This is a genomic window from Citrobacter sp. wls717, assembly GCF_005280955.1.
Lineage (GTDB): Bacteria > Pseudomonadota > Gammaproteobacteria > Enterobacterales > Enterobacteriaceae > Citrobacter > Citrobacter werkmanii.
This window is the reverse complement of sequence record NZ_SZWW01000001.1, coordinates 389,738-415,508: the sequence shown is the minus strand read 5'-3', so window position 1 is coordinate 415,508 and position 25,771 is coordinate 389,738. Positions and strand designations below refer to the sequence as shown.

The following is a 25,771-nucleotide window of genomic DNA, read 5'->3' as shown; positions in this document are numbered from 1 at the left end:
TACAAAAAAACCGGGGATTCCCCGGTTTTTTTGCAACGCAGAAAATATTACGGTCTGGCGACAAAACCAATCGCTTCGTAAACGGCTTTCAGCGTAACAGACGCGCGTGCGCTGGCTTTTTCCGCACCGTCTTTCATTACTTTCTGCAGGAAAGCTTCATCGTTACGGAAACGGTGATAACGTTCCTGAAGCTCGGTCAGCATGCCGGAAACGGCCTCCGCGACTTCACCTTTCAGATGACCATACATTTTGCCTTCGAAGTGCTGTTCCAGCTCGGGAATACTCTGGCCGGTGACGGCAGAAAGGATATCCAGCAGGTTCGAAACGCCCGCTTTTTCTTTCACGTCGTAACGAACAACAGGCGGCTCTTCCGAGTCAGTCATCGCTCGTTTGATTTTTTTGACCACAGATTTTGGATCTTCCAGCAGACCGATCACGTTGTTGCGGTTGTCATCCGACTTGGACATTTTTTTCGTCGGCTCCAGCAGCGACATCACGCGCGCGCCGGATTTAGGGATGAACGGTTCCGGTACTTTGAAGATGTCGCCATACAGCGCGTTGAAGCGCTGAGCGATATCGCGGCTCAGTTCAAGATGCTGTTTCTGATCTTCGCCAACCGGTACCTGATTGGTCTGATACAGCAGAATGTCTGCCGCCATCAGTACCGGATAATCAAACAGACCGGCGTTGATGTTCTCTGCGTAACGCGCAGATTTATCTTTGAACTGGGTCATACGGCTCAGCTCGCCGAAATAGGTGTAGCAGTTCAGCGCCCAGCCTAACTGTGCGTGTTCCGGTACGTGCGACTGAACGAAAATGGTGCTTTTTTCAGGATCGATCCCGCATGCCAGATACAGCGCCAGCGTATCCAGCGTTGCTTTACGCAGTTGCTGAGCATCCTGACGAACGGTAATGGCATGTTGGTCAACGATGCAGTAGATGCAATGGTAGTCATCCTGCATGTTCACCCACTGACGCAGCGCACCCATATAGTTGCCAATGGTCAATTCACCTGAGGGCTGTGCGCCACTAAAAACGATGGGCTTAGTCATTTTTCGATTCCTGATTTTCGCTATGCGGAAGCCCGAGAGCGGGCAGTAGTTCATTAATGCGGTTGTACATGACATCGGGCTCGCTCAATGCGATAGACTCACCGTAGTTGTAGCCATACGTCAGACCAACGGACGGACAACCAGCAGCCTTAGCCGCCTGAATATCATTACGAGAATCCCCTACGAAGAGCATTTGCTCAGGCTTGATGCCAAGCTTACTTGCCACCAGCAGCAACGGATCCGGGTGTGGTTTTTTATTCTGCACGTCGTCACCACCGATGACCACGCTGAAGTATTTGGCGATATCTAACGCCTCGAGCAATGGCGCGACAAACGGGGTTGGTTTGTTGGTCACCAGACCCAGCGGCAAACCTTTAGCATGCAACGCGCCCAGCGTGTCGGCAACATCAGGGAACAGGAATGTCCCCTCTTCTGCGACATCGCCGTAGTACCTGTCGAACAGCTTACGCAAAATACGTACCTGTTCCTCAGCAGGAATATCATCATCAATGGGGGGTTTACCCATCGTTTTACGTAATGTCGCGCGCTCCTGACGAGACCACGCCAGCGCGCGCTCCATCAGTACATCTGCACCATTACCAATCCAGGTGATTACACGTTCTTCACCAGCAACCGGCAGTTCCAGCGCATACAGCGCCATATCCACCGCTGCGGCTAATCCCGGCGCGCTGTCGACCAGCGTGCCGTCGAGGTCAAAAGCGGCGCCCCGAATATCCTGAAACTTATCCATGACTTACCTTCGCCAGTTCATTGCGCATTTCATCAATGACTTTTTTGTAGTCTGGTTGGTCGAAAATAGCGGAGCCTGCAACAAACATATCTGCACCCGCCGCCGCGATTTCACCGATGTTGTTCACCTTGACGCCACCATCAACTTCCAGGCGGATGTCATAGCCAGATTCATCAATACGACGACGCACTTCACGCAGCTTATCCAGCGTTTGCGGGATGAAAGACTGTCCGCCAAAGCCTGGGTTAACGGACATCAGCAGGATCACATCCAGCTTATCCATGACGTAGTCCAGGTAGCTCAAAGGCGTTGCCGGGTTAAACACCAGGCCCGCTTTACAGCCATGCTCTTTGATCAGTTGCAAGGTACGATCAACGTGCTCGGAGGCTTCCGGATGGAAAGTAATGATGCTGGCGCCAGCGGCGGCGAAGTCAGGGACAATACGATCGACCGGTTTCACCATCAGGTGAACATCAATCGGGGCGGTGATGCCATATTTACGCAGCGATTTCAGAACCATCGGTCCGATGGTCAGGTTCGGTACGTAGTGATTGTCCATGACGTCGAAGTGTACTACATCGGCACCGGCAGTCAGCGCTCTCGCGGTGTCTTCGCCCAGGCGGGCAAAATCAGCCGACAGAATTGAGGGGGCGATCAAATACTGTTTCATCCGCTTCTCCTTGAGAATTATTTTTTCGCAGGCGTTGCGACTCCTGGTTTATACAGCGCCAGCAGTTCGTTCACCTTTTTACGCGTGCCGCCATTGCTGCTGATGCTGCGCCGCACTTTGACCTGAAAATGTTTCGCTGCCCGGTACCACTCACGAGTATCGGGCGTGTCATGGTTCGAAATTAACACCGGAATCTGCTTACTGACCAGCTTTTCTGCCATCTCGGCCAAATGCGCCTGCTCTTTCGGGCTAAAGCTGTTGGTGTGATACGCGGTGAAATTTGCCGTCGCCGAAAGCGGTGCATAAGGCGGGTCACAATAGACTACGGAGTTGGTATCCGCACGGTCCATGCACTCTTCATAGGAAAGGCAATGGAACTCCGCATTCTGCGCTTTTTCAGCAAAATGGTATAACTCGGCTTCCGGAAAATAAGGTTTTTTATAACGACCAAACGGTACGTTAAACTCACCGCGCAGGTTATAACGGCACAACCCGTTGTAACCAAAGCGGTTCAGATACAGGAATAGCACTGCGCGGCGGAACGGGTCCTGGCAGGTATTAAATTCTTCCCGGAACTGGTAGTACACCTCAGCCTGATTAGTTTCAGGCATAAACAGCTCGCGCGAAGCCTGCACGTACTCATCGGTACGGGTCTTCACGATGTTATAGAGACTGATGAGGTCGCTGTTGATATCGGCAAGAATATAACGAGAAAAGTCGGTGTTGAGAAACACCGACCCGGCCCCTACGAAGGGTTCAATCAGACACTCACCCTGGGGTAAATGCCGTTTGATATCATCAAGCAGGGGGTATTTTCCCCCTGCCCATTTCAAAAAAGCGCGATTTTTTTTCATGCTGACTAACTAATTACACCTTCTCCGGCTGTGGAGAAAGCTCCGACAGCATCCTGCGCTTTAGTCTTTGTCCCGCAATTGGGCGAAACAGCAAACCATTGCAGAACATATCCTATCTTACTTCAAATCGGCCTGAACCTGGTGCAGCGGTTTTGCCCACGGATTTTTCGCCTGAATATCGGCGGGTAACGTAGACACTGCACGTTTCGCATCTTCTTTAGACGCATACACGCCCGTCACCAGAACATACCACGGTTGACCGTTACGCGTCGTCTGATACACCACGTAGTTCTTCAGGTTTTCTTTCTTCGCCCAACCGTTCAGGTTGTCGTAGTTAGAAGAACTGCTGAGCTGCAGCGTGTAATGGCCGGACGGCGCAGATTTTAACGCGCCAACATTTCCTGTACTTTTCGCTCCGCCAGCCACAGGCGTTGCCGTCGCGGTTGGCGCAGGTGTTGCAGTTTGTGCAGGCGTCGTCGTCGCGGTTGCTTTCGGTTCTGCTGTCGCTTTTGGCGCAGCGGTTACCACAGGCGCTTTGGTTGTAGTCGTCGGCGCAGTCGCGGTTGGTTTTGCCTGAGCAACAGGTTTCGGCTCTGTCGTCGTCGCTTTCACCGTGGTCTGCGGTTTGCTCTTCGGCTCAATGACGGCCTGTTTACGTTCCTGGTGCGTAGCAGCAGGACGTTCAACCGTTTCCGTTTTGGCAGTCTGGCGCGCAGCAGTACCATTACGAACGGGTGCGACGGTCGCGGGTTCGGTCGGCAGCGTAGAGTTCACCACGACGTTGTTAACCTGCTCCTGACCTTGCGGTTGCGTCAGCGCATTGTTCAGATCGCCCTGCACTTCAACACGCTGCTGACCTTCAGTTGCCGCAGGCGTCTGGCCTTGAGTTGGGGTAGAGGAAATCGGCGGCAGGGAAACATCCTGCTGGGTATTGCCCGCAGTCTGCTCAGCGCCCGTTGCAGGCGTATTCGTGTTCGCCTGATCCGTCGCATTGCTGCCAGAAAGATCGATGCTCTTCTCGCCAGACGCCGTCTGTTCACTGGAAGAAGATGAGGGGGCTTTCAGCGCAGAACCAATACCGATGATCAACAGCAGCAGCACCAGCACGCCCACACCCATCATCATATACTGACGAGAGGCAGGTTTACTGACCGCTTTCTTACGCTTGCGCGGACGACGTTCTACACGCTCTTCATCCACCGCATCGTCATCAGATTCATAGTCTTCTTCGATGTCCCGCTCTTCTTCACGCTCTTTACGTGCGCGCGCAGGACGGCGATCGTCAGCATCCAGATCAACATCATCAAAATTGATTTGCGGCTCATTATCGCGTTCAGACGATTGACGAGAACGACCAGTACGACGATCGCTGGGATCGGGTTTCAGCTCGTCTTCTGGTTTGAATTCATCCATTTAACACCCCACTCAAAGGTTAATGCTTACAACTTTGCACGTAACCTGAAGCTAAAAGACCTACGTTTCGCAACGTACGTCGGACCTTTCTTGTTGTTACGCCTGCTGGCAATTAGCAATAGCGTTAAGAACCACCTCGTGCGACACTCCGCCGCGCACTTCACTCTTCCCTATTGCCTGCGGAAGCACTAAACGAATCTCTCCCGCTAACACTTTTTTATCTCGCAGCATATGCGGCAAATAGGCCTCGGTGGACATTTCACGTGGCCCATTAACCGGTAAGCCTGCTCGCTGTAGCAGCGTAATGATGCGCTGCGTATCCGCAGAGCTAAACTGACCCAGACGTTCTGACGTACGAGCAGCCATTACCATACCTGCTGCGACGGCTTCACCATGTAACCAATTGCCATAACCCATTTCAGCTTCGATCGCATGGCCGAACGTGTGTCCCAGATTCAGTAAAGCACGTAAGCCCATTTCGCGCTCGTCTGCTGCGACAACTTCTGCTTTCAGCTCACAACAACGGCGAATACAGTACGCCATTGCCGGACCGTCCAGACGCAATAACGCGTCCAGATTGTCTTCCAGCCAGTTGAAAAACTCACCGTCAAGAATGATGCCGTATTTGATGACTTCCGCCAGCCCCGATGCCAGCTCACGCGCAGGAAGCGTTTTCAGACAATCGAGATCCACCACCACGGAGGCTGGTTGGTAAAACGCGCCAATCATGTTTTTACCGAGGGGATGGTTTACGGCGGTTTTGCCGCCGACGGAGGAGTCGACCTGCGACAACAGAGTTGTCGGAACTTGAATGAAACGAACACCGCGCTGGTAGCTGGCTGCCGCGAAACCGGTCAGGTCGCCAATCACGCCGCCGCCAAGTGCGACCAACGTGGTATCGCGACCGTGCGGTTTTTGCAGTAATGCGGTGAAAACCGTATCCAGAACCGTCAGGCTTTTATACTGTTCGCCATCGGGAAGGATAACGCTATCAACGTTAACACCCGCCTGTTCAAGTACGCCGCGAACCTTATCGAGATACAGGGGAGCCAGGGTTTCGTTGGTCACCAACATAACCTGATCGCCCGATTTCAGCGGTAAGAATGAAGCTGGCTCATTGAACAAACCAGCCGCGATAGTGATAGGGTAACTACGTTCCCCGAGAGTGACTGTGATCCTCTCCATTACGCGACATCCACCTTAGTTACTTGTACCCGCAGACGAGTGTGTATTCGGCCAGAATTAGTTGCTTTCCAACATATGAATAATCTGGTTTGCTACGACTTTTGCGCTCTGATCGTCGGTGCGAATGGTCACGTCGGCAATCTCTTCGTACAGAGGATTGCGTTCGTCAGCCAACGCTTCCAGAACTTCACGAGGCGGTGATTCTACCTGCAGCAGCGGGCGTTTCTTGTCACGTTGAGTACGCGCAAGTTGTTTTTCAATTGTCGTTTCAAGATAGACCACGACGCCACGCGCGGAGAGACGGTTACGTGTTTCACGTGATTTTACAGAGCCACCGCCAGTTGCCAGCACAATACCCTGTTTTTCCGTCAACTCGTTGATGACTTTTTCTTCGCGATCACGGAAGCCGTCTTCACCTTCTACATCGAAGACCCAGCCCACATCAGCTCCGGTTCGTTTCTCAATCTCTTGATCAGAATCGTAAAATTCCATATTGAGTTGTTGAGCTAACTGCCGCCCAATAGTGCTTTTTCCGGCACCCATAGGCCCAACCAGAAAGATATTGCGTTTCTCTGCCATTTTTTCGGTACTACTAAGACTATTCGTTAATGGTAAACCCGCTTCGCAGACACCCAGCGCAGCAGGACATGAACTGAAACCTCATAAGATATTGCGAGAGTCAGACTGAAAATTATCTCAATACTCAAGCGGGTTTGGCAACTGAATAAATCACCAAACCCTACGCATTTCTGGTCGTGGCAGGCATGCAGCCCTGCAAACATCAGACATGGCGACGTATCGCGTAGTCCAATGACGGCAAAATAAGCCTATGACACACCACCAGAAAGGCAAAGCGTATTCATTGCCGCATAAGTAAAGAAAAGTACCGACGCTCAAATCGGTACTCCTTGTATGCTAAATACACCCCCACGTCAAATCCCTGAAACGTGTTCAGTGCAAAAACAACGGTTTTTCATGCATAAGTTATTCCGTTGACACCAGTCTGGGCGTAATAAAGACCACTAACTCACGACGCTCATCTTCTTTTCCATCGTGACGAAAAAGAGAGCCAAGCCAGGGGATGTCGCCTAACAACGGCACGCTGTCAGCCGCAGATTTATTTTTATGTGAAAAAATGCCGCCCAACGCAATCGTCTCTCCGCTTTTTACCTCAACCTGCGTTTCAATTTCCTGCTTATCGATAGCCAGAACTTCACCATCAGCTTGTTGTAGCACCTGCCCGGGGACATTCTGGCTGATATGCAGTTTCAGCCTGATTCGCCCTTTCTGCAAAACAGTGGGCGTAACCTCCATCCCCAGTACCGCTTCTTTAAACTCGACGGATGTCGCCCCGCTTTCTCCGCTGGAGACCTGATACGGGATCTCGCTGCCCTGCTTAATACTGGCAGGTTGCAGGTGAGAAGCCAGTAATCGCGGACTGGCGATGATATCTAGCTGCTGTTTTTGCTCCAGTGCCGACAGCTCCAGTTCCAGTAACCGACCGTTAATACGACCAATATTAAATCCCACACGGGATGTTGCTGCGGGCACCGACAGATCGCTGGCAAGCGTAGTGACATTCCCCACCGCCCCCGGTTGTTGCGCGTCGGCCAGCGACCATTTAACCCCCAGCTCGCGCAAACTTTTTTCATTAATCGTGACGATATGCGCCGCCAGTTCGACCTGTTCAACGGGTAAATCCATTTGCGCCACCCACTTTTCCAGCGCGTTAAGCACAACGCTATTATCACGTAGCAGTAAGCGGTTGGTTCGTTTATCAACCGTCATGCTGCCTTTAGCGCTCAGCAACTTCTCTCCGGCTTTTGCCAGCTCGGCGGCGTCAGCGTATTGCAAAATGATGCTGCGATGTTCCAGAGGCAGGCTGGCCTGCATTCGTGCCTGCTCATTTTCCTGGCGGGCCGCATTTTCACTCTGCCATTGCATGGAATGCACATGCAGAATGTTGCCCTCCTGGCGTAGCACTAATCCGGCGCTTTTCACGACCGTTTGCAACGCCTGCTTCCAGGGCACATCTGTCAGATGCAGTGACAGCACCCCGCCGACATCCGGTGAAACCACCAGGTTTTTCTTTTCTTGTTCCGCCAGAGCCTGCAAAACCTGCACAACAGGCACATCATCCACCACCAGCGTTACGTTTTGCGGTTTTCCCGCCTGCCCGCTGGACGCCGCGACCAGCAGCATCATGGCTATCCATCTCATCCATCGCTTCATTTACCGCTCCCTGTCGTTGCCACTGCCATTGAGCAGGCTCGCAGCTTTTCTCTGTATTGAGGGTTAAGCTTTCGGCCGTTATCTGCGAAATCGTCCAACCATTTTTCAGGACGTCATTTCGCTCAACTCGCCGCCATTTGTGCTGCCCATCCTGCACGATGCCGATCGGTCGCTCACCCACGCTCACCATCCCCTGATAACGCCACGTCGACCACTCAGCTATCTGGCAAGGGTCTTCCGGCGGTAAGAAGGGATTACGCATACCGGTCAGGATCAGCACGCTGATGCATGCCAACAGCCATCGTTCAACCGTCATTCAGATGTTCCAGTTGTAGCGTTAACAGCAGTTCAGCGCCTTCTACACTGAGAGAAAACCGGCTGACGCTCATCCCTTGTTCCGCCAGTTGGACAAACACCGGCGGGATAGCCTCCCACGCAGGCCTCAGCGTCATCTCCCCGCCCTGAATGGCGGGTTGCCAGTGGACAAGACGTACAAGGGGCGTCTGAAACAGCAACGGAGAGAATGGAATAAACGTCTCTTCAGCCTCTCCTGACGATGACGCCAGCAGATACAGGTTTCGCCATTGCGTCTGAATGGCAGCACGTTGCTGGTTTAGCGCCTCTTGTTGCATATCCCGCTGCCTGGCGGCGGGGTAAAGACATAGCGCTACCATCATAAGCAGCCCTAAAATCCAGCCGCATGCGCACACAAAACGAAAGCGCTGCGACTGCGCGAGCCAGGCATCACAGAGCGTTATCATGCGTGTCACTCCGCGTCAGACGATAGTGGAATTGCCAACGCCCTTGGGCATCCTGCTGCGTTTCGCCGGGACGATTTAGCGTAAACAACGGCTGCTGGCGTAATTGCGTTTCCAGCGCCTTAAGGGCGGCAAAGTTCAGCGTATTTCCCGTCAGTTCCAGCGTCCCTTGCTGCCAGGTCATTTTGGTTAACCACGCCTGCTCCGGGAGTAATTCCGCCAGCTGTTGCAGAATCTGTTGCCAGCTTTGGGTCTGGTCACGCTGTTTGTTTCGCGCTTGTACCTGTTGCCATTGTTGCAGGCGCTGCTGCAAGCGGGGCTTTAGCGCCGTCAGCGCCGCTATGCGCTTATTTTCAGCCTCTACCAGCAGGAGTTCGACCCGGTTTTCCACGCTAAAAACGCTGTTATAGATTAACGTCACGCCAATGCTCAGCAGTAGAGCAGCGCTAAAGAAGACGGCCCAGAAACGCAAACAGGTATACCGCCGAGTCTGACGCCAGGGCAGAAGATTGATGGTCGCTATCATCAATACGTTCCTCCCATGGCCAGTCCTAATGCAATGGTAAAGCGGTAGCTTTGTGGTGGAATTGGCGGCTGGCGAACGGACACGACGTTTAAAGGATCGAATCCGCTGGTGTCGCATAGCGCAATAGCTGTCGGGGAAAGAGATAACGTTGCGGCAAGTTCGTCGAGACGGCCAATATCGCCCGTCAATTTTCGCCCCCATGACGAGCGGGTCGCCCATAGCCACTGGGTCTCATCACGCCATACCAGACACTGTTGATGTTCGGGTAAATAAGGAATAAATCGTTGCAAGGCGCTAGCGTCCGGCGTAATCGCTTTAACCTGTACTTTCAGCGCTTGTATTAACGTCAGTAGCGTTGAAATCTCTTTGCTTTGCGCGGCAGTGACGTTAAACGCCGGGCTCAACGTGTCTTCGCTATAATCAAAATGCAGCGCATCCTGCGACATATCCAGTTCACGAGCCATCAAACCGGACAACCATGCGGTTTGCTCTGGCTCTCGCAAGGTCATTGCCGGACGAGGAAACTTTTTTTGTAACGTCCTGTTGGCGGGAAAGGAGAGATAAATATGATGTCGGCGAGGAAGCTCACGGCTCCACGGCAGTAGCGTTGCGACAAGCTGTTCTGGCTCGCGAATGTGACCATCAACGATAACCTGAGGTGCCAACGGCATACGCCACCAGCGCTGTAGAAACCAACCGGTCGCGTCGCGAACGACAGCGACAGCCAGCGCTTCATGTTGCTGAATATGCAGACCAATTTTCCAGATATTAAAAGCCATTGCTGATGATCTCCGTATCACCCGTTGCTTTAACGGGTATATCAATGCGTCTGGCTTGCCTTTATACTACCGCGCGTTTGTTTATAAACTGCCCAAATGCCACTAAATGGGAAATCTCCAGTGAAGTTCGTAAAGTATTTATTAATCCTTGCAGTATGTTGCATCCTGCTGGGAGCAGGCTCGATTTATGGCCTCTATCGCTATATTGAGCCGCAATTACCTGACGTCGCGACGCTCAAAGATGTGCGTTTACAGATCCCGATGCAGGTTTACAGCGCTGACGGCGAGCTGATCGCGCAATATGGCGAGAAACGTCGAATCCCGGTCACGCTGGATCAGATGCCGCCAGTGATGGTCAAAGCTTTTATCGCCACAGAAGACAGCCGCTTTTATGAGCACCACGGGGTCGACCCGGTGGGGATCTTCCGTGCAGCCAGCGTCGCATTGTTCTCCGGTCACGCCTCACAAGGGGCGAGTACCATTACCCAACAGTTGGCGAGAAACTTCTTCCTGAGCCCGGAACGTACGCTGATGCGTAAGATCAAAGAGGTTTTCCTGGCGATCCGCATTGAACAACTGCTGAGTAAAGATGAAATCCTCGAGCTGTATCTGAACAAGATTTACCTGGGATATCGCGCCTATGGCGTGGGGGCGGCCGCGCAGGTCTATTTCGGCAAGACGGTCGATCAGCTCAGCTTAAGTGAGATTGCGGTGATTGCCGGTCTGCCAAAAGCGCCGTCAACCTTCAACCCCCTCTATTCGATGGACCGGGCCACCGCGCGACGTAACGTCGTGCTGTCGCGTATGCTGAGTGAAAATTACATTACGCAGGCCCAGTACGATCAGGCGCGCGGCGAGGCCATTGACGCCAACTATCACGCGCCGGAAATCGCCTTCTCTGCGCCGTATCTGTCTGAGATGGTGCGCCAGGAGATGTATAACCGCTATGGCGAGAAAGCCTATGAAGACGGGTATCGCATCACCACCACCATTACGCGCAAAGTGCAGCAGGCGGCCCAGCAGGCAGTACGTAACAACGTGATGGATTACGACATGCGCCACGGCTACCGCGGCCCGTCAAACGTGCTGTGGAAAGTGGGCGAAAGCAGTTGGGACAGCAAGAAAATCACCGATACGCTGAAAGCGCTGCCAACATATGGACCACTGCTGCCGGCGGTTGTCACCAGCGCCAATCCGCAGGAAGCTATTGCCGCGCTGGCGGATGGCACATCAGTTTCATTACGGATGGATGGCATGCGCTGGGCGCGTCCTTACCGCTCGGATACTCAGCAAGGTCCGACGCCGCGTAAAGTGACAGATGTGGTACAGACCGGGCAGCAAATCTGGGTGCGCCAGGTTGGCGATGCCTGGTGGCTGGCGCAAGTGCCGGATGTTAACTCCGCACTGGTTTCTATTAATCCGCAAAACGGCGCGGTGTTGGCGCTGGTAGGGGGTTTTGACTTCAACCAGAGCAAGTTTAACCGTGCGACCCAGGCGCTACGCCAGGTAGGTTCCAACATCAAACCATTCCTCTATACCGCCGCAATGGATAAAGGTCTGACGCTGGCGAGCATGCTCAACGATGTGCCGATCTCCCGCTGGGATGCCGGTGCCGGTTCTGACTGGCAGCCGAAGAACTCACCGCCGCAGTATGCTGGTCCTATCCGTTTACGTCAGGGGCTGGGCCAGTCGAAAAACGTAGTGATGGTACGCGCCATGCGTGCTATGGGCGTGGATTACGCAGCAGAGTATCTGCAACGTTTCGGCTTCCCGGCACAGAACATTGTGCACACTGAATCGCTGGCGCTGGGCTCCGCCTCGTTCACGCCATTGCAGGTGGCGCGCGGCTACGCAGTGATGGCGAACGGCGGCTTCCTGGTCGATCCGTATTTCATCAGTAAGATCGAAAGCGATATGGGCGGCGTTATCTTCGAAGCGAAGCCAAAAATTGCCTGCCCGGATTGTGATATTCCGGTGATTTATGGCGATACTCAGAAATCTAACGTGCTGGAAAACAGTAATGTAGAAGATGTCGCCGTCTCGCAGGAGCAGCAGAATGCCGCCGTGCCTATGCCACAGCTTGAGCAGGCCAACCAGGCGTTGGTCGCGCAGAGTGGAACGCAGGAGTACGCTCCGCACGTGATCAACACGCCGCTGGCGTTCCTGATTAAAAGCGCGCTGAACACCAATATCTTTGGGGAACCAGGCTGGATGGGGACCGGCTGGCGTGCGGGCCGCGACCTGAAACGTCACGATATCGGCGGAAAAACCGGGACTACCAACAGTTCTAAAGATGCGTGGTTCTCCGGTTACGGACCAGGCGTAGTGACATCAGTATGGATCGGCTTTGACGATCATCGCCGCAATCTGGGTCACACGACTGCTTCCGGGGCGATCAAAGATCAAATCTCCGGCTATGAAGGCGGCGCGAAGAGCGCGCAGCCTGCGTGGGATGCTTACATGAAATCCGTGCTGGAAGGTGTGCCCGAGCAGCCGCTGACGCCGCCGCCGGGTATCGTGACGGTCAATATCGATCGCAGTACCGGTCAACTTGCGAGCGGCGGTAACAGCCGCGAAGAGTATTTCATTGAAGGTACTCAGCCAACGCAACAGGCGGTACACGAGGTGGGGACAACCATTATCGATAATGGTGAGACACACGAACTGTTCTGATCAAAAAAGGCGCTTCGGCGCCTTTTTTATTGTTTGCGTATTAGTGGGATAGATATTAAAGCCGTCCCTGCCCTTTCAGCCATTCACGTACGAGGAACAACGCGCTCACATTACGCGCTTCATGGAAATCAGGGTCTTCCAGCAAATCCATCATATGCGCGAGCGGCCAGCGTACCTGTGGTAATGGCTCAGGTTCATCCCCTTCCAGCGATTCAGGATAAAGATCCTCTGCCACCACAATGTTCATTTTGCTGGAGAAATAAGACGGCGCCATGCTGAGTTTCTTCAAAAACGTCAGATCTTTCGCGCCAAATCCCACCTCTTCTTTCAGTTCCCGATTCGCCGCCTCAAATACGCTTTCACCGGGATCGATTAATCCTTTGGAAAAACCCAGTTCGTAGGACTCGGTCCCGACCGCGTATTCGCGGATAAGGATCAGATGGTCATCCACAATCGGCACAATCATTACCGCTTCACGCGTGGAGGGCCGCATACGTTCATAAACGCGGCGTACGCCGTTGCTGAACTCAAGGTCCACGCTTTCGACCTTAAACAGCCGGGATTGGGCGACGGTTTCCACTTTCAAAATCGTGGGTTTTTGTAATGATTTGCTCATTGTGAGGGTCTTTGCTGTGAAATCTGGGGTCATTGTGCGATATACCGCACGGTTTCGGCAACGTGAATTGCCGTTTATTTACATTTATGTAACGTACTAAAAGTTAATCCCTATTTCAAATTAAAAGTCAATAGGTTGAAATAACTCCAGGAATTTGCTGATATTCCATTTTTAGTGATTTTGCTATGATTCGCATTTACTGGGCTGCGCTTTAAGATGCTCAAGTTCAACTCCACACTTGCCGATAGCCAACTAAAGAATCACGAATATTGAACAGGGTGCGACTGACCACGCCTGACAGACTAAGTAAGATGGGGAAAGCATGAGCACCATTCTGATTTTTTTAGCTGCTTTGCTGGCCTGCTCATTGCTTGCAGGGTGGCGACTCAGAACGAAATCCAGACGGAAAAATTTACCTTTGAGCAACGTCTTTTCAGACGCCTCTAAGCGTAAGCTTACGCCTGAAGAACGCAGCGCTGTCGAAAACTATCTCGAAAACCTTAGTCAAATTCAGCAAGTACCAGGTCCAACTGGCGCCAGTTCTGCGCCAGTATCGTTAACACTTAATGCCCAAAGTAACAGCGTTATTGTGCTTACGCACGCGATTACACGTTACGGTATTACCACCGACGATCCTAACAAATGGCGCTATTATCTTGATTCCGTTGAGGTGCATTTGCCGCCTTTTTGGGAACAATACATCAATGACGAAAACAGCGTTGAGTTGATTCACACCAATACGTTACCGCTGGTTATTTCGCTAAACGGCCACACCCTGCAGGAATATATGCAGGAAGCGCGTGGCTATGCGTTACAGCATACCGCCTCTACCCAGGCGTCCATTCGCGGTGAAGAAAGCGAACAAATCGAACTGCTGAATATTCGTCAGGAAACCCATGAAGAATATGCGCTCAGCCGCCCTTCTGGATTACGCGAAGCGTTACTGATCGCCGCATCATTCCTGCTGTTCTTTTTATGTTTAATCATCCCGGATACGTTTGTTCCGTGGGCAGTCGGTGGCGCGGTGCTGTTGCTCGGTGCAGGTCTGTGGGGGCTGTTCGCTCCGCCATCTAAAACCGCCCTGCGAGAAATTCATTGTCTGCGCGGGACGCCGCGTCGCTGGGGTTTGTTTGGCGAGAACGACCAGGAGCAAATTAACAATATTTCTCTGGGTATTATTGATCTGATCTATCCCCCTCACTGGCAGCCTTACATTGCGCAGGATCTTGGTCAGCAAACGGATATCGATATTTATCTCGATCGCCACGTTGTACGCCAGGGGCGTTTTTTATCCCTGCGCGACGAGGTTAAAAATTTCCCGTTGCAACACTGGCTACGCAATGCCGTTATCGCAGGCGGTTCGCTGTTAGTGCTGCTGATGCTGCTGTTCTGGATCCCGTTGGATATGCCGATAAAATTCACCCTTTCCTGGATGAAAGGCGCGCAGACTATCGAAGCCACCAGCGTGAAACAGCTTGAGAACGCGGGCGTCCGCGTGGGGGACACACTACACCTGAGCGGCACAGGTATGTGTAACATTCATACCCAGGGGAGCTGGAATACACAGCCCGCCACGCCGTTCATGCCTTTTGATTGCACGCAAATTATCTGGAATGACGCGCGCGCGCTACCGCTTCCTGAATCCGCTCTCGTGAACAAAGCCACCGCGCTCACGCAGGCCGTAAGCCGCCAGTTGCACCCCAAACCAGATGATGATTCCCGCGTCAGCGCGTCATTACGTTCGGCAATCCAAAAGTCCGGCATGGTGTTACTGGACGATTTTGGTGAAATTGTCCTGAAAACAGCCGATCTGTGCGCAGCCAAAGATGAATGCGTGCGCTTAAAAAATGCGCTGGTTAACCTCGGTAACAGTAAAGACTGGGCCGCCCTGGTGAAACGCGCTAACGCCGGAAAACTGGATGGCGTAAATGTGCTGCTGCGTCCGGTAAGCGCCGAGTCGCTGGATAATCTGGTCAATACCTCTACGGCGCCGTTTATTTCACGCGAGACGGCGCGAGCGGCCCAGGCGCTAAATAGCCCTGCCCCCGGCGGTTTTCTGATTATCAGCGACGAGGGCAGCGATCTGGTCGATCAGCCCTGGCCGTCGACCTCTCTGTATGACTACCCGCCGCAAGAACAGTGGAACGCCTTCCAGCGTCTGGCCCAGATGCTAATGCAAACACCATTTCGCGCGGAGGGGATCGTCACCAATATCTCTACCGACGCCAACGGTACCCAGCACATTGGCCTGCACCGAATCCCGGATCGTTCAGGATTATGGCGCTACCTTGGCACGACGCTGCTGATGCTCTCCATGCTCGGATGCGCTATCTATAACAGCGTTCAGGCATTCAGACGCTACCAGCGTCATCGTTCGCGCATCGCGGAAATTCAAAGCTATTACGAAAGTTGCCTCAACCCAACGCTGATTGACGACCCGGAAAGCCTGATTCGATAACACGCTCGCGCGCCAGGATATGCTACCCTGTCGCGCATCATGTTTTCTTCTGGGGGGTTTCCATGCATATCAATATTGCCTGGCAGGATGTCGACACCGTGTTGTTAGATATGGACGGCACGCTGCTCGATCTGGCATTCGATAACTATTTCTGGCAAAAACTGGTGCCGGAAACCTACGGCGCGAAGCAGGGCATCTCTCCCCAGGAAGCCCAGGACTATATTCGCCAGCAGTATCATGCCGTGCAGCATACGCTAAACTGGTACTGCCTGGATTACTGGAGCGAGCGCCTGGATCTGGATATTTGCGCTATGACAACGGAACAAGGAACACGCGCCGTTTTGCGTGAAGATACCGTACCGTTTCTTGATGCCTTAAAAGCCAGCGGCAAGCGCCGTATTTTGCTCACCAACGCGCATCCGCATAACCTCGCGGTGAAGCTGGAGCATACCGGCCTGGCCTCGCACCTTGATTTATTACTTTCCACCCACACATTTGGTTATCCCAAAGAGGATCAGCGGTTATGGCACGCTGTGGCTGAAGAAACGGGAATGAGTGCAGAGAAGACGCTGTTTATTGACGATAGCGAACCCATTCTCGACGCCGCTGCTCTGTTCGGCATTCGTTACTGTCTCGGCGTAACCAATCCCGACTCAGGTATTGCGGAAAAACAGTACGCACGCCATCCGTCATTGAATGACTACCGCCGACTGATCCCCTCACTGATGTGAAGGAGACGCCATGAAAGAAAAGCCCTCTGCTGAAGTCAGGTTGGATAAATGGCTATGGGCTGCGCGCTTTTATAAAACGCGTGCGCTGGCCCGTGAAATGGTTGAAGGCGGTAAGGTGCATTACAACGGCCAACGTAGTAAGCCGAGCAAGATTGTCGAGCTGAACGCCACCCTCACCCTGCGCCAGGGAAATGACGAGCGGACGGTCATTATCAAGGCCATTACCGAGCAGCGTCGCCCGGCCACGGAAGCCGTTACGCTGTATGAAGAAACCGCGGAAAGCGTAGAAAAACGCGAAAAAATGGCGCTGGCGCGTAAACTTAACGCGTTAACCATGCCGCACCCGGACAGACGACCGGACAAGAAAGAACGCCGCGACCTGTTACGATTTAAACACGGCGACAGCGAGTGACTGTCACCTGCAAGAGAGATGATTATGCCGCAACATGACCAATTACATCGTTATCTGTTTGAAAACTTTGCCGTGCGCGGCGAGCTGGTGACCGTTTCGGAAACCCTGCAACAGATCCTCGAAAACCATACTTACCCGCAGCCGGTTAAAAACGTGCTGGCTGAACTGCTGGTCGCCACCAGCCTGCTTACCGCTACGCTGAAGTTTGCTGGTGATATCACCGTACAGTTGCAGGGCGATGGTCCGCTGAGCCTGGCCGTCATCAACGGCAACAACAATCAGCAGATGCGCGGCGTGGCCCGCATGCAGGGTGATATTCCTGAAGGCGCGGATCTGAAAACGCTGGTAGGCAACGGCTACCTGGTGATTACCATTACGCCGGAAGAAGGCGAGCGTTATCAGGGTGTGGTCGGTCTGGAAGGCGACACGCTGGCCGCCTGTCTGGAAGATTACTTCATGCGTTCTGAACAGCTGCCGACACGTCTGTTTATCCGAACTGGCGACGTCGATGGCAAACCCGCAGCTGGCGGAATGCTGCTGCAGGTGATGCCGGCGCAAAACGCGCAGGCAGATGATTTTGATCACCTGACCGCCCTGACCGAAACCATCAAAACTGAAGAGCTGTTGACGCTGCCAGCCAACGAAGTACTGTGGCGTTTGTACCACGAAGAAGAAGTTACCCTCTACGATCCGCAGGACGTTGAGTTCAAATGCACCTGTTCACGCGAACGCTGCGCAGGCGCACTGAAAACGCTGCCGGACGAAGAAGTGGACAGCATTCTGGCGGAAGAAGGCGAGATCGATATGCACTGCGATTACTGCGGTAGCCACTATCTGTTTAACGCAATGGATATTGCCGAGATCCGCAGCAACGCTTCCCCGGCAGACCCACAGGTCCATTAAGTTTATCAGCCCGGTAGTGTCCTCTGCCGGGCTAACTCCCGCTTACTCAGCGTAATAATGCCTCTTTAGCCGTTCGCCAAGAATCACGATAACCCGCCACATTCTGGGCGCTGAATCCAGTGACTGATTCGCTACCGCCTGCCGCAGGCCAATAGATTCCATGCCCCAGCGAGTAGTTTGTGAACGTTCAACACTAACCATGTCGTCATTCAGCATCAACAGAAAGCCTCATATCGCATCAACTTCACAATTTTGAATATTGACTGACCTTTTTCGGGCCATGACGACGGGAAGTGAATCGATATTGTTTATGTATGAGTTACGTATTTTTCTTACATGAATGCGATTACACTCACAAGATTTCCGCCAAAAACACTCTCCATTAACGTTTTAAGAACATTTTCCACAACAAAAAAGGGTTTCCTGCCATAATATCTGCCTCTTTGTGACAGGAGTCGCAGCGCATTCGGTCACCTGTGATTTTGCCCGATGCGTAAATCTATGAGCCTTGTCGCGGTTAGCAATCCCAAAAAAACCTTACTATTCCAGGTAATACATATTGGCTAAGGAGCAGTGAAATGCGTGTGAACAACAGTTTAACCCCGCAAGATCTCAAGGCTTATGGTATCAATGACGTTCAGGATATCGTTTACAATCCAGACTACGACACGCTTTTCCAGGAAGAACTTGATCCTTCCCTTCAAGGTTATGAGCGTGGCGTATTGACGAATCTGGGCGCCGTTGCAGTTGATACCGGTATCTTTACCGGACGTTCGCCAAAGGATAAGTACATTGTCCGTGACGACACGACGCGTGATACGCTGTGGTGGTCCGACAAAGGTAAGGGTAAGAACGACAACAAACCGCTTTCCCCGGAAACCTGGCAACATCTGAAAGGGTTAGTCACCCAGCAACTTTCCGGCAAGCGCCTGTTTATTATTGATGCTTTCTGTGGCGCAAACGCCGATACCCGTCTTTCCGTGCGCTTCATTACCGAAGTTGCCTGGCAGGCGCATTTTGTCAAAAACATGTTCATCCGCCCAAGCGACGAAGAACTGGTTGATTTTAAACCTGATTTTATCGTGATGAACGGCGCTAAATGCACCAACCCGCAATGGAAAGAGCAGGGTCTGAACTCAGAAAACTTCGTGGCATTCAACCTGACTGAACGTATTCAGTTGATTGGTGGTACCTGGTACGGCGGCGAGATGAAAAAAGGTATGTTCTCCGTCATGAACTACCTGCTGCCGCTGAAGGGCATCGCCTCCATGCACTGCTCGGCAAACGTCGGGGAAAAAGGTGATGTGGCGGTCTTCTTTGGCTTGTCCGGCACCGGTAAAACCACGCTGTCCACCGACCCTAAACGCCGCCTGATCGGTGATGATGAACACGGTTGGGATGATGATGGCGTGTTTAACTTCGAAGGCGGTTGCTACGCTAAGACCATCAAGCTGTCTAAAGATGCCGAGCCGGAGATCTACAACGCGATCCGTCGTGACGCGCTGCTGGAAAACGTCACCGTGCGCGAAGATGGTTCTATCGACTTCGATGACGGTTCCAAAACCGAAAACACCCGAGTTTCCTACCCGATTTATCACATCGAGAATATCGTTAAGCCGGTGTCAAAAGCGGGTCATGCCACCAAAGTGATCTTCCTGACCGCTGACGCGTTTGGCGTGCTGCCACCGGTGTCTCGCCTGACGGCAGATCAAACGCAGTACCACTTCCTGTCTGGCTTCACTGCCAAACTGGCCGGTACCGAACGTGGCGTTACTGAACCTACCCCAACCTTCTCTGCCTGCTTTGGCGCAGCATTCCTGACGCTGCACCCAACGCAGTACGCTGAGGTGCTGGTGAAACGTATGCAGGCGGCAGGTGCGCAAGCGTATCTGGTTAACACCGGCTGGAACGGTACTGGTAAGCGTATCTCCATCAAAGATACCCGCGCGATTATCGACGCCATTCTGAACGGTTCACTGGACGACGCAGAAACATTCCGTCTGCCGATGTTTGACCTGGCTATCCCAACCGAACTGCCGGGCGTGGATACTCGCATTCTCGATCCGCGTAACACCTACGCGTCACCGGAGCAATGGCAGGAAAAAGCCAACGCACTGGCGAAACTGTTTATCGAGAACTTCGAGAAGTACACCGACACCCCAGCAGGTGAAGCGCTGGTTAGCGCCGGGCCGAAGCTGTAATTGACGTTGCCGGAGGGCGGTTTCGCCTTATCCGGCCTGCAACAACAAAAAGGGAGGCATTTCGCCTCCCTTTCTTATGCGTCTTTCGTGGTGCCCTGCGCACGAGTGAAGGGAACCGGAAGCCAGGCGCGAATCGACAACCCACCCCGCTCGCTGGTGCCAATTTCCAGCATACCGTTATGGTTATCAATAATACGCTGCACAATCGCCAGCCCCAGGCCCGTACCACTGGTACTACGCGCGCTGTCGCCGCGGACAAACGGCTGGAACAGATGTTTACGCTGTTCCGGCTTGATGCCCGGACCATCATCTTCCACCTGGAACCAGGCGCGATGCGGCTCCATACCGCTACTGACCTTAATCCAACCGTTACCATAGCGGGCGGCATTAACCACCATATTGGCAACCGCACGCTTGATCGACAGCGGATGCATCTTCACCTGAATGTTGCCCGGCAGCAGCGCAGTCTCAATTTCCCGCTCATAGCCGCTTTCCGCCGCGACCACTTCGCCTAACACCGAGTTCAGATCCGCCATCTCCATCGGCATCTCCTGACCGGTACGCAGGTAATCGATAAACTGCTCGATAATAGCGTTACACTCTTCGATGTCCTTATTGATGGACTCTGCGAGATAACCGTCTTCCTCGCCCATCATTTCCGTCGCCAGACGGATACGCGTCAGTGGAGTACGTAGATCGTGACTCACCCCCGCCATCAGCAGCGTACGGTCATCGGCCAGTTGCTTCACGCCTGCCGCCATATGGTTAAAGGCACGGGTAACGGAACGCACCTCAGAAGCGCCATACTCACGCAACGGCGGCGGAATAATACCCTTCCCCACCTGCAACGCCGCATGTTCAAGATCCACCAGCGGTCGGTTCTGAATACGAATAAACAGCCATGCGCCGCCGATGGCCAGCAGCATGATCGCCAACGTATAGCGGAACAGCGGCGAAAAATCACCCTGATGGATCTCAGTCAGCGGCACACGTACCCAGATATTGGGCGACAGCCAGGTTTTCAACCACACGACCGGCGAGCTTTTGTTGACCTCAACGCGGACTTCGGTCGGACCACCCAACTGCTGCGCCATCTGGTGGCTTAAGAATTCATAGTGTTGCGCCCAACGCAGTCCGGCCTCTTCAGCGGCCTCGTTGGAATAGAGGGAAATACCCAACTCACGATAAATTTCCCGGCGGAACGCGGGCGGCACCACCAGTTGCGTGCCGTCCTCCAGTTGCAGTTTATCGGTCATCAGCATACGAACTTCGTAAGCCAGGACCTTATTAAACTGCTGGAGGCTCGGCAAAATCGCGAAGTTCAGCACGACCAGGTAAGTCGTCACCAGGCTGGCAAACAGCAAGGTGACGATGAGCAATAATGTGCGGGCAAACGAACTTCGTGGTGAGAAGCGCATTCGCCTCATGCTTTAGAACCGTCCGGAACAAAAACGTAACCCAGACCCCATACGGTCTGGATATAACGCGGATGCGCCGGATCTTCTTCCACCATACGGCGCAGACGAGAAATCTGTACGTCGATGGAACGTTCCATCGCCGAGTATTCACGACCACGAGCCAGGTTCATCAGCTTGTCGCGAGACAGCGGCTCACGCGGGTGGCTTACCAGCGCTTTCAGTACCGCAAATTCCCCGCTGGTGAGCGGCATCGGTTCATCTTCGCGGAACATTTCACGCGTACCGAGGTTCAGTTTGAACTTACCAAAGGCAATAACCGCTTCTTCCTGAGAAGGTGCGCCCGGCAGTTCGTTCGCCTGACGACGCAGTACGGCACGAATACGCGCCAGCAGTTCACGCGGGTTAAACGGTTTCGGAATGTAATCGTCAGCGCCGATTTCCAGCCCTACGATACGATCAACTTCTTCACCCTTCGCGGTCACCATAATGATCGGCATCGGGTTGCTTTGGCTGCGCAGGCGACGGCAAATAGACAGGCCGTCTTCACCCGGCAGCATTAAATCCAGCACCATCAGGTGGAAGGACTCACGGGTCAGCAGACGATCCATCTGCTCAGCGTTTGCGACGCTTCGAACCTGGAAGCCCTGCTCGGTCAGATAACGTTCCAGAAGCGCACGTAAGCGCATGTCGTCATCGACCACCAGAATCTTATAGTTCTCTTGCATTGTTATTACTCCCAAAGGTTCGCAACAATTAAGTGTATATTCTTAAGAAAGCTCACGTGAGTCACCAGCGAATTCTGGTATGAATTCCAGGCTAAATTGTTACAAAGCATATTAAACAGCAGCTTAAGTATACAATGTTTCTCGCAATACATTATTTATTCTGTTGATATGCTCACGTAATACTAATTGTGCGCATCATCACAGAGTCGAAGGTAAAACAATAAGATGAAAACGCCCCTGATAACCCGTGAAGGGTATGAAAAACTCAAACAAGAGCTGAATTATCTCTGGCGTGAAGAGCGCCCGGAAGTCACCAAAAAGGTCACCTGGGCCGCAAGTCTGGGTGACCGCAGCGAAAATGCCGACTACCAGTATAATAAAAAGCGCCTGCGCGAGATCGACCGCCGCGTCCGTTATTTGACCAAGTGCATGGAAAATCTGAAAATCGTCGATTACTCCCCGCAACAGGAAGGGAAAGTCTTCTTTGGCGCATGGGTCGAGATTGAAAATGACGATGGCGACATCCGCAAATTCCGCATTGTCGGTTACGATGAGATCTTCGGTCGTAAAGATTACATCTCTATCGATTCGCCAATGGCGCGGGCGCTGCTGAAAAAAGAGGTCGGCGATCTCGCGGTAGTAAACACCCCAGGCGGCGAAGCCAGTTGGTACGTAAACGAGATCGAATACGTTAAGTGAGACCGGAACAATCCGAAGCCCCCGTAGATGACTGGCATTTTTGCCAGTCAATCCGTATAACTATCCCCTGATTTTTTATCCTATAGACGAAGCTATCCATGATGAATGATTCTTTCTGCCGCATTATCGCAGGTGAAATTCAGGCTCGTGCTGAACAGGTAGAAGCTGCCGTTCGCCTGCTTGATGAAGGGAACACCGTGCCGTTTATCGCACGTTATCGTAAGGAAATCACCGGCGGTCTGGACGATACGCAATTGCGTAATCTGGAGACCCGTCTGGGATATCTGCGTGAACTGGAAGACCGCCGTCAGGCGATCCTGAAATCTATCGGCGAGCAAGGCAAACTGACCGACGATCTGGCGAATGCGATCAACGGTACGTTAAGTAAGACCGAACTCGAAGATCTCTATCTGCCGTACAAACCCAAGCGCCGCACTCGTGGGCAAATCGCCATTGAAGCCGGGCTGGAGCCGCTGGCTGACCTGCTGTGGAACGAACCCTCCCACGACCCGGAAACGGAAGCCGCCAAATACCTCAACGCCGAAAACGGCGTGGCGGACACCAAAGCCGCTCTCGACGGCGCGCGCTACATTCTGATGGAGCGTTTCGCAGAAGACGCCGCGCTGCTGGCAAAAGTTCGTGATTACCTGTGGAAAAACGCGCATTTGGTTTCTACCGTGGTCAGCGGTAAAGAAGAGGAAGGGGCGAAGTTCCGTGACTACTTCGACCACCACGAACCGATTTCTACCGTGCCATCCCACCGCGCGCTGGCCATGTTCCGTGGTCGTAACGAAGGCATGTTACAGCTTTCATTGAATGCCGATCCGCAATTCGATGAGCCGCCAAAAGAGAGCCACGGCGAGCAGATTATCCAGGAACATCTGGGACTGCGCCTGAATAACGCACCTGCCGACAGCTGGCGTAAAGGCGTGGTGAGCTGGACGTGGCGCATCAAGGTGCTGATGCACCTTGAAACCGAGCTGATGGGTACCGTGCGCGAACGTGCGGAAGATGAAGCGATTAACGTCTTTGCCCGCAACCTGCATGACCTGCTGATGGCCGCCCCAGCCGGACTGCGCGCCACAATGGGCCTCGATCCGGGTCTGCGTACCGGGGTAAAAGTGGCTGTGGTTGATGGTACCGGCAAACTGGTCGCTACCGATACCATTTACCCGCATACCGGTCAGGCCGCCAAAGCCGCCGTCGCCGTTGCGGCGTTGTGTGAAAAATACAACGTTGAGCTGGTGGCGATTGGTAATGGTACGGCGTCGCGCGAAACCGAGCGTTTCTTCCTCGACGTACAGAAACAGTTCCCGCAAGTCACCGCGCAGAAAGTAATCGTCAGCGAAGCCGGGGCGTCAGTGTACTCCGCTTCTGAGCTGGCGGCGCTGGAGTTCCCGGACCTTGATGTTTCGCTGCGTGGGGCGGTGTCTATCGCCCGTCGTCTGCAGGATCCGCTGGCTGAGCTGGTGAAAATCGATCCGAAATCTATCGGCGTAGGCCAGTATCAGCACGACGTAAGCCAGACGCAACTGGCGCGTAAGCTGGATGCGGTAGTGGAAGACTGCGTAAACGCCGTCGGCGTGGATCTGAACACCGCCTCCGTACCGCTGCTGACCCGCGTGGCGGGCCTGACGCGCATGATGGCGCAGAACATCGTGGCCTGGCGTGACGAGAACGGCCAGTTCCAGAACCGTCAGCAACTGCTCAAAGTCAGCCGTCTGGGCCCTAAAGCCTTTGAACAGTGCGCGGGCTTCTTGCGTATCAATCACGGCGATAATCCGCTGGATGCCTCCACCGTTCACCCGGAAGCCTATCCGATTGTGGAACGCATTCTGGCCGCCACCGAGCAATCGCTGCGCGATCTGATGGGCAACAGCAGCGAACTGCGCAATCTGAAAGCCGCCGATTTTACTGACGAGCGCTTCGGGGTACCGACCGTCACCGACATCATCAAAGAGCTGGAAAAACCGGGTCGCGACCCGCGCCCTGAATTCAAAACCGCACAGTTTGCTGATGGCGTAGAAACCATGAACGATCTGCAACCGGGGATGATTCTGGAAGGGGCCGTCACCAACGTCACCAACTTCGGCGCGTTTGTCGATATCGGCGTACACCAGGACGGTCTGGTGCATATCTCTTCACTGTCGAATAAGTTCGTCGAAGATCCCCACACCGTGGTGAAAGCGGGCGATATTGTGAAGGTGAAAGTGCTGGAAGTAGACCTGCAGCGTAAGCGTATCGCGCTGACTATGCGTCTGGATGAGCAGCCAGGTGAAACCAACGCGCGTCGCAGTGGTGGAAATAACGATCGTACTCAGGGCAATCGCCCGGCTCCAAAAGCCGCGAAACCTCGTGGGCGTGACGCTCAGCCTGCGGGCAACAGCGCGATGATGGATGCGCTGGCAGCGGCAATGGGTAAAAAGCGCTAAGTTTAAACCATATGCCGGATAGCGGTGTAAATACCGTATCCGGCATATTTACTATATTAACTTCTCTCTTCCTCATTATATTTATCACTTCATTAACAGATGAAACCTTAATTAAACATTAAGGATTTCAATAATTGCTAGCGCGAATCATTCGTCCCCAACCAGAATAAATATTGAGGAATATCAAAATTGGCTCAAATTATTATCTAATTGTACATTCCGTCACACTTATTCTATTGATGATAGAAACCATTCTCATTATCATTGGTTTGTTGATTATTTA

At 53.1% G+C, this 25,771-nt stretch carries 24 protein-coding genes; 8 read left to right on the top strand and 16 right to left on the bottom strand.

The window, feature by feature from the left end; translation table 11 throughout:
* Nucleotides 1–47: 47 nt before the first annotated feature.
* The 12 genes from trpS to FDX09_RS01865 form a co-directional block, all read right to left on the bottom strand.
* Nucleotides 48–1,052 carry a tryptophan--tRNA ligase gene (gene trpS, locus FDX09_RS01920; protein WP_038634836.1) on the bottom strand — a complete coding sequence of 335 codons (1,005 nt, stop codon included), beginning with the start codon at nt 1,050–1,052 and terminating at the stop codon, nt 48–50.
* The gene (gene gph / locus FDX09_RS01915; protein ID WP_038634839.1) at nt 1,045–1,803 is read right to left on the bottom strand and encodes a phosphoglycolate phosphatase; all 759 of its coding nucleotides are present in this window, start codon (nt 1,801–1,803) and stop codon (nt 1,045–1,047) included. The genes trpS and gph overlap by 8 nt, the downstream gene beginning before the upstream one ends.
* A complete protein-coding gene (gene rpe / locus FDX09_RS01910) occupies nt 1,796–2,473 on the bottom strand; it encodes a ribulose-phosphate 3-epimerase (RefSeq protein WP_003023561.1) in 678 nt (225 codons plus the stop codon). The genes gph and rpe overlap by 8 nt, the downstream gene beginning before the upstream one ends.
* Nucleotides 2,474–2,490: 17 nt before the next feature.
* A complete protein-coding gene (dam, locus tag FDX09_RS01905) occupies nt 2,491–3,327 on the bottom strand; it encodes an adenine-specific DNA-methyltransferase (protein ID WP_085048999.1) in 837 nt (278 codons plus the stop codon).
* Between the two features lie 117 nt (nt 3,328–3,444).
* Entirely contained in the window at nt 3,445–4,740 is a 1,296-nt protein-coding gene (gene damX / locus FDX09_RS01900) for a cell division protein DamX (protein WP_137346713.1), read from the bottom strand.
* A 96-nt stretch (nt 4,741–4,836) separates the two neighbouring features.
* Complete coding sequence (gene aroB, locus FDX09_RS01895; protein ID WP_137346712.1) at nt 4,837–5,925, bottom strand: 3-dehydroquinate synthase; 1,089 nt, start codon at nt 5,923–5,925, stop codon at nt 4,837–4,839.
* Nucleotides 5,926–5,982: 57 nt separating this feature from the next.
* The gene (gene aroK / locus FDX09_RS01890) at nt 5,983–6,504 is read right to left on the bottom strand and encodes a shikimate kinase AroK (protein WP_003023552.1); all 522 of its coding nucleotides are present in this window, start codon (nt 6,502–6,504) and stop codon (nt 5,983–5,985) included.
* Between the two features lie 405 nt (nt 6,505–6,909).
* The gene (hofQ, locus tag FDX09_RS01885; RefSeq protein ID WP_170973221.1) at nt 6,910–8,145 is read right to left on the bottom strand and encodes a DNA uptake porin HofQ; all 1,236 of its coding nucleotides are present in this window, start codon (nt 8,143–8,145) and stop codon (nt 6,910–6,912) included.
* Nucleotides 8,060–8,473 (bottom strand): HofP DNA utilization family protein, encoded by a 414-nt coding sequence (locus tag FDX09_RS01880; protein WP_038634853.1) that lies wholly within the window; start codon nt 8,471–8,473, stop codon nt 8,060–8,062. Before FDX09_RS01880 ends, hofQ begins: the two co-directional genes overlap by 86 nt.
* Nucleotides 8,463–8,918, bottom strand: a complete 456-nt coding sequence (locus FDX09_RS01875; RefSeq protein WP_137346710.1) for a hypothetical protein — start codon at nt 8,916–8,918, stop codon at nt 8,463–8,465. Before FDX09_RS01875 ends, FDX09_RS01880 begins: the two co-directional genes overlap by 11 nt.
* The gene (locus FDX09_RS01870; RefSeq protein ID WP_137346709.1) at nt 8,902–9,441 is read right to left on the bottom strand and encodes a PilN domain-containing protein; all 540 of its coding nucleotides are present in this window, start codon (nt 9,439–9,441) and stop codon (nt 8,902–8,904) included. The genes FDX09_RS01875 and FDX09_RS01870 overlap by 17 nt, the downstream gene beginning before the upstream one ends.
* A complete protein-coding gene (locus FDX09_RS01865; protein ID WP_137346708.1) occupies nt 9,441–10,220 on the bottom strand; it encodes a DNA utilization protein HofM in 780 nt (259 codons plus the stop codon). The genes FDX09_RS01870 and FDX09_RS01865 overlap by 1 nt, the downstream gene beginning before the upstream one ends.
* A gap of 120 nt (nt 10,221–10,340) precedes the next feature.
* On the opposite strand from FDX09_RS01865, the gene mrcA reads away from it, so the two are divergent.
* A complete protein-coding gene (gene mrcA, locus FDX09_RS01860; protein WP_085049006.1) occupies nt 10,341–12,893 on the top strand; it encodes a peptidoglycan glycosyltransferase/peptidoglycan DD-transpeptidase MrcA in 2,553 nt (850 codons plus the stop codon).
* A gap of 55 nt (nt 12,894–12,948) precedes the next feature.
* Here mrcA and nudE read toward each other — a convergent pair whose 3' ends face one another.
* A complete protein-coding gene (gene nudE / locus FDX09_RS01855; protein WP_038634868.1) occupies nt 12,949–13,509 on the bottom strand; it encodes an ADP compounds hydrolase NudE in 561 nt (186 codons plus the stop codon).
* 322 nt (nt 13,510–13,831) lie between these two features.
* Between nudE and igaA the strand changes: the two genes are divergently transcribed.
* The 4 genes from igaA (at nt 13,832) to hslO (ending at nt 18,013) form a co-directional block, all read left to right on the top strand.
* Nucleotides 13,832–15,967 carry an intracellular growth attenuator protein IgaA gene (gene igaA, locus FDX09_RS01850; protein ID WP_137346707.1) on the top strand — a complete coding sequence of 712 codons (2,136 nt, stop codon included), beginning with the start codon at nt 13,832–13,834 and terminating at the stop codon, nt 15,965–15,967.
* A gap of 62 nt (nt 15,968–16,029) precedes the next feature.
* Nucleotides 16,030–16,698, top strand: a complete 669-nt coding sequence (gene yrfG, locus FDX09_RS01845) for a GMP/IMP nucleotidase (RefSeq protein ID WP_137346706.1) — start codon at nt 16,030–16,032, stop codon at nt 16,696–16,698.
* A 10-nt stretch (nt 16,699–16,708) separates the two neighbouring features.
* On the top strand, nt 16,709–17,110 hold the full coding sequence (gene hslR, locus FDX09_RS01840; RefSeq protein ID WP_003837900.1) for a ribosome-associated heat shock protein Hsp15: 402 nt from the start codon (nt 16,709–16,711) through the stop codon (nt 17,108–17,110).
* A 24-nt stretch (nt 17,111–17,134) separates the two neighbouring features.
* Nucleotides 17,135–18,013, top strand: a complete 879-nt coding sequence (hslO, locus tag FDX09_RS01835) for an Hsp33 family molecular chaperone HslO (RefSeq protein ID WP_016157640.1) — start codon at nt 17,135–17,137, stop codon at nt 18,011–18,013.
* Between the two features lie 42 nt (nt 18,014–18,055).
* Here the strand turns inward: hslO and FDX09_RS23635 are convergent, their stop codons facing one another.
* Nucleotides 18,056–18,229, bottom strand: a complete 174-nt coding sequence (locus tag FDX09_RS23635; RefSeq protein ID WP_170973220.1) for a hypothetical protein — start codon at nt 18,227–18,229, stop codon at nt 18,056–18,058.
* A gap of 362 nt (nt 18,230–18,591) precedes the next feature.
* Between FDX09_RS23635 and pckA the strand changes: the two genes are divergently transcribed.
* Entirely contained in the window at nt 18,592–20,214 is a 1,623-nt protein-coding gene (pckA, locus tag FDX09_RS01830) for a phosphoenolpyruvate carboxykinase (ATP) (RefSeq protein ID WP_038634881.1), read from the top strand.
* 74 nt (nt 20,215–20,288) lie between these two features.
* Here pckA and envZ read toward each other — a convergent pair whose 3' ends face one another.
* Together envZ and ompR are read right to left on the bottom strand one after the other, a co-directional pair.
* On the bottom strand, nt 20,289–21,641 hold the full coding sequence (envZ, locus tag FDX09_RS01825; RefSeq protein ID WP_042311918.1) for a two-component system sensor histidine kinase EnvZ: 1,353 nt from the start codon (nt 21,639–21,641) through the stop codon (nt 20,289–20,291).
* A complete protein-coding gene (gene ompR, locus FDX09_RS01820; RefSeq protein ID WP_001157751.1) occupies nt 21,638–22,357 on the bottom strand; it encodes a two-component system response regulator OmpR in 720 nt (239 codons plus the stop codon). Before ompR ends, envZ begins: the two co-directional genes overlap by 4 nt.
* 225 nt (nt 22,358–22,582) lie before the next feature.
* Here ompR and greB point away from each other — a divergent pair, with 225 nt between their 5' ends.
* Both greB and FDX09_RS01810 read left to right on the top strand, forming a co-directional pair.
* Nucleotides 22,583–23,056, top strand: a complete 474-nt coding sequence (gene greB / locus FDX09_RS01815) for a transcription elongation factor GreB (RefSeq protein ID WP_003023524.1) — start codon at nt 22,583–22,585, stop codon at nt 23,054–23,056.
* A gap of 98 nt (nt 23,057–23,154) precedes the next feature.
* Nucleotides 23,155–25,488 carry a Tex family protein gene (locus FDX09_RS01810; protein ID WP_085049010.1) on the top strand — a complete coding sequence of 778 codons (2,334 nt, stop codon included), beginning with the start codon at nt 23,155–23,157 and terminating at the stop codon, nt 25,486–25,488.
* Nucleotides 25,489–25,771: the final 283 nt, after the last annotated feature.

Bases quoted from the DNA above. Each gene is read 5' to 3' on its own strand.
- hofQ (WP_170973221.1), bottom strand. From the start codon at position 8,145: ATGAGATGGATAGCCATGATGCTGCTGGTCGCGGCGTCCAGCGGGCAG.
- dam (WP_085048999.1), bottom strand. From the start codon at position 3,327: ATGAAAAAAAATCGCGCTTTTTTGAAATGGGCAGGGGGAAAATACCCC.
- FDX09_RS01810 (WP_085049010.1), top strand. From the start codon at position 23,155: ATGATGAATGATTCTTTCTGCCGCATTATCGCAGGTGAAATTCAGGCT.
- nudE (WP_038634868.1), bottom strand. From the start codon at position 13,509: ATGAGCAAATCATTACAAAAACCCACGATTTTGAAAGTGGAAACCGTC.
- pckA (WP_038634881.1), top strand. From the start codon at position 18,592: ATGCGTGTGAACAACAGTTTAACCCCGCAAGATCTCAAGGCTTATGGT.
- greB (WP_003023524.1), top strand. From the start codon at position 22,583: ATGAAAACGCCCCTGATAACCCGTGAAGGGTATGAAAAACTCAAACAA.
- aroB (WP_137346712.1), bottom strand. From the start codon at position 5,925: ATGGAGAGGATCACAGTCACTCTCGGGGAACGTAGTTACCCTATCACT.
- ompR (WP_001157751.1), bottom strand. From the start codon at position 22,357: ATGCAAGAGAACTATAAGATTCTGGTGGTCGATGACGACATGCGCTTA.
- FDX09_RS01870 (WP_137346709.1), bottom strand. From the start codon at position 9,441: ATGATAGCGACCATCAATCTTCTGCCCTGGCGTCAGACTCGGCGGTAT.
- yrfG (WP_137346706.1), top strand. From the start codon at position 16,030: ATGCATATCAATATTGCCTGGCAGGATGTCGACACCGTGTTGTTAGAT.
- trpS (WP_038634836.1), bottom strand. From the start codon at position 1,052: ATGACTAAGCCCATCGTTTTTAGTGGCGCACAGCCCTCAGGTGAATTG.
- FDX09_RS01875 (WP_137346710.1), bottom strand. From the start codon at position 8,918: ATGATAACGCTCTGTGATGCCTGGCTCGCGCAGTCGCAGCGCTTTCGT.
- hslO (WP_016157640.1), top strand. From the start codon at position 17,135: ATGCCGCAACATGACCAATTACATCGTTATCTGTTTGAAAACTTTGCC.
- hslR (WP_003837900.1), top strand. From the start codon at position 16,709: ATGAAAGAAAAGCCCTCTGCTGAAGTCAGGTTGGATAAATGGCTATGG.
- gph (WP_038634839.1), bottom strand. From the start codon at position 1,803: ATGGATAAGTTTCAGGATATTCGGGGCGCCGCTTTTGACCTCGACGGC.
- damX (WP_137346713.1), bottom strand. From the start codon at position 4,740: ATGGATGAATTCAAACCAGAAGACGAGCTGAAACCCGATCCCAGCGAT.
- FDX09_RS01865 (WP_137346708.1), bottom strand. From the start codon at position 10,220: ATGGCTTTTAATATCTGGAAAATTGGTCTGCATATTCAGCAACATGAA.
- FDX09_RS01880 (WP_038634853.1), bottom strand. From the start codon at position 8,473: ATGACGGTTGAACGATGGCTGTTGGCATGCATCAGCGTGCTGATCCTG.
- envZ (WP_042311918.1), bottom strand. From the start codon at position 21,641: ATGAGGCGAATGCGCTTCTCACCACGAAGTTCGTTTGCCCGCACATTA.
- aroK (WP_003023552.1), bottom strand. From the start codon at position 6,504: ATGGCAGAGAAACGCAATATCTTTCTGGTTGGGCCTATGGGTGCCGGA.
- rpe (WP_003023561.1), bottom strand. From the start codon at position 2,473: ATGAAACAGTATTTGATCGCCCCCTCAATTCTGTCGGCTGATTTTGCC.
- FDX09_RS23635 (WP_170973220.1), bottom strand. From the start codon at position 18,229: ATGCTGAATGACGACATGGTTAGTGTTGAACGTTCACAAACTACTCGC.
- igaA (WP_137346707.1), top strand. From the start codon at position 13,832: ATGAGCACCATTCTGATTTTTTTAGCTGCTTTGCTGGCCTGCTCATTG.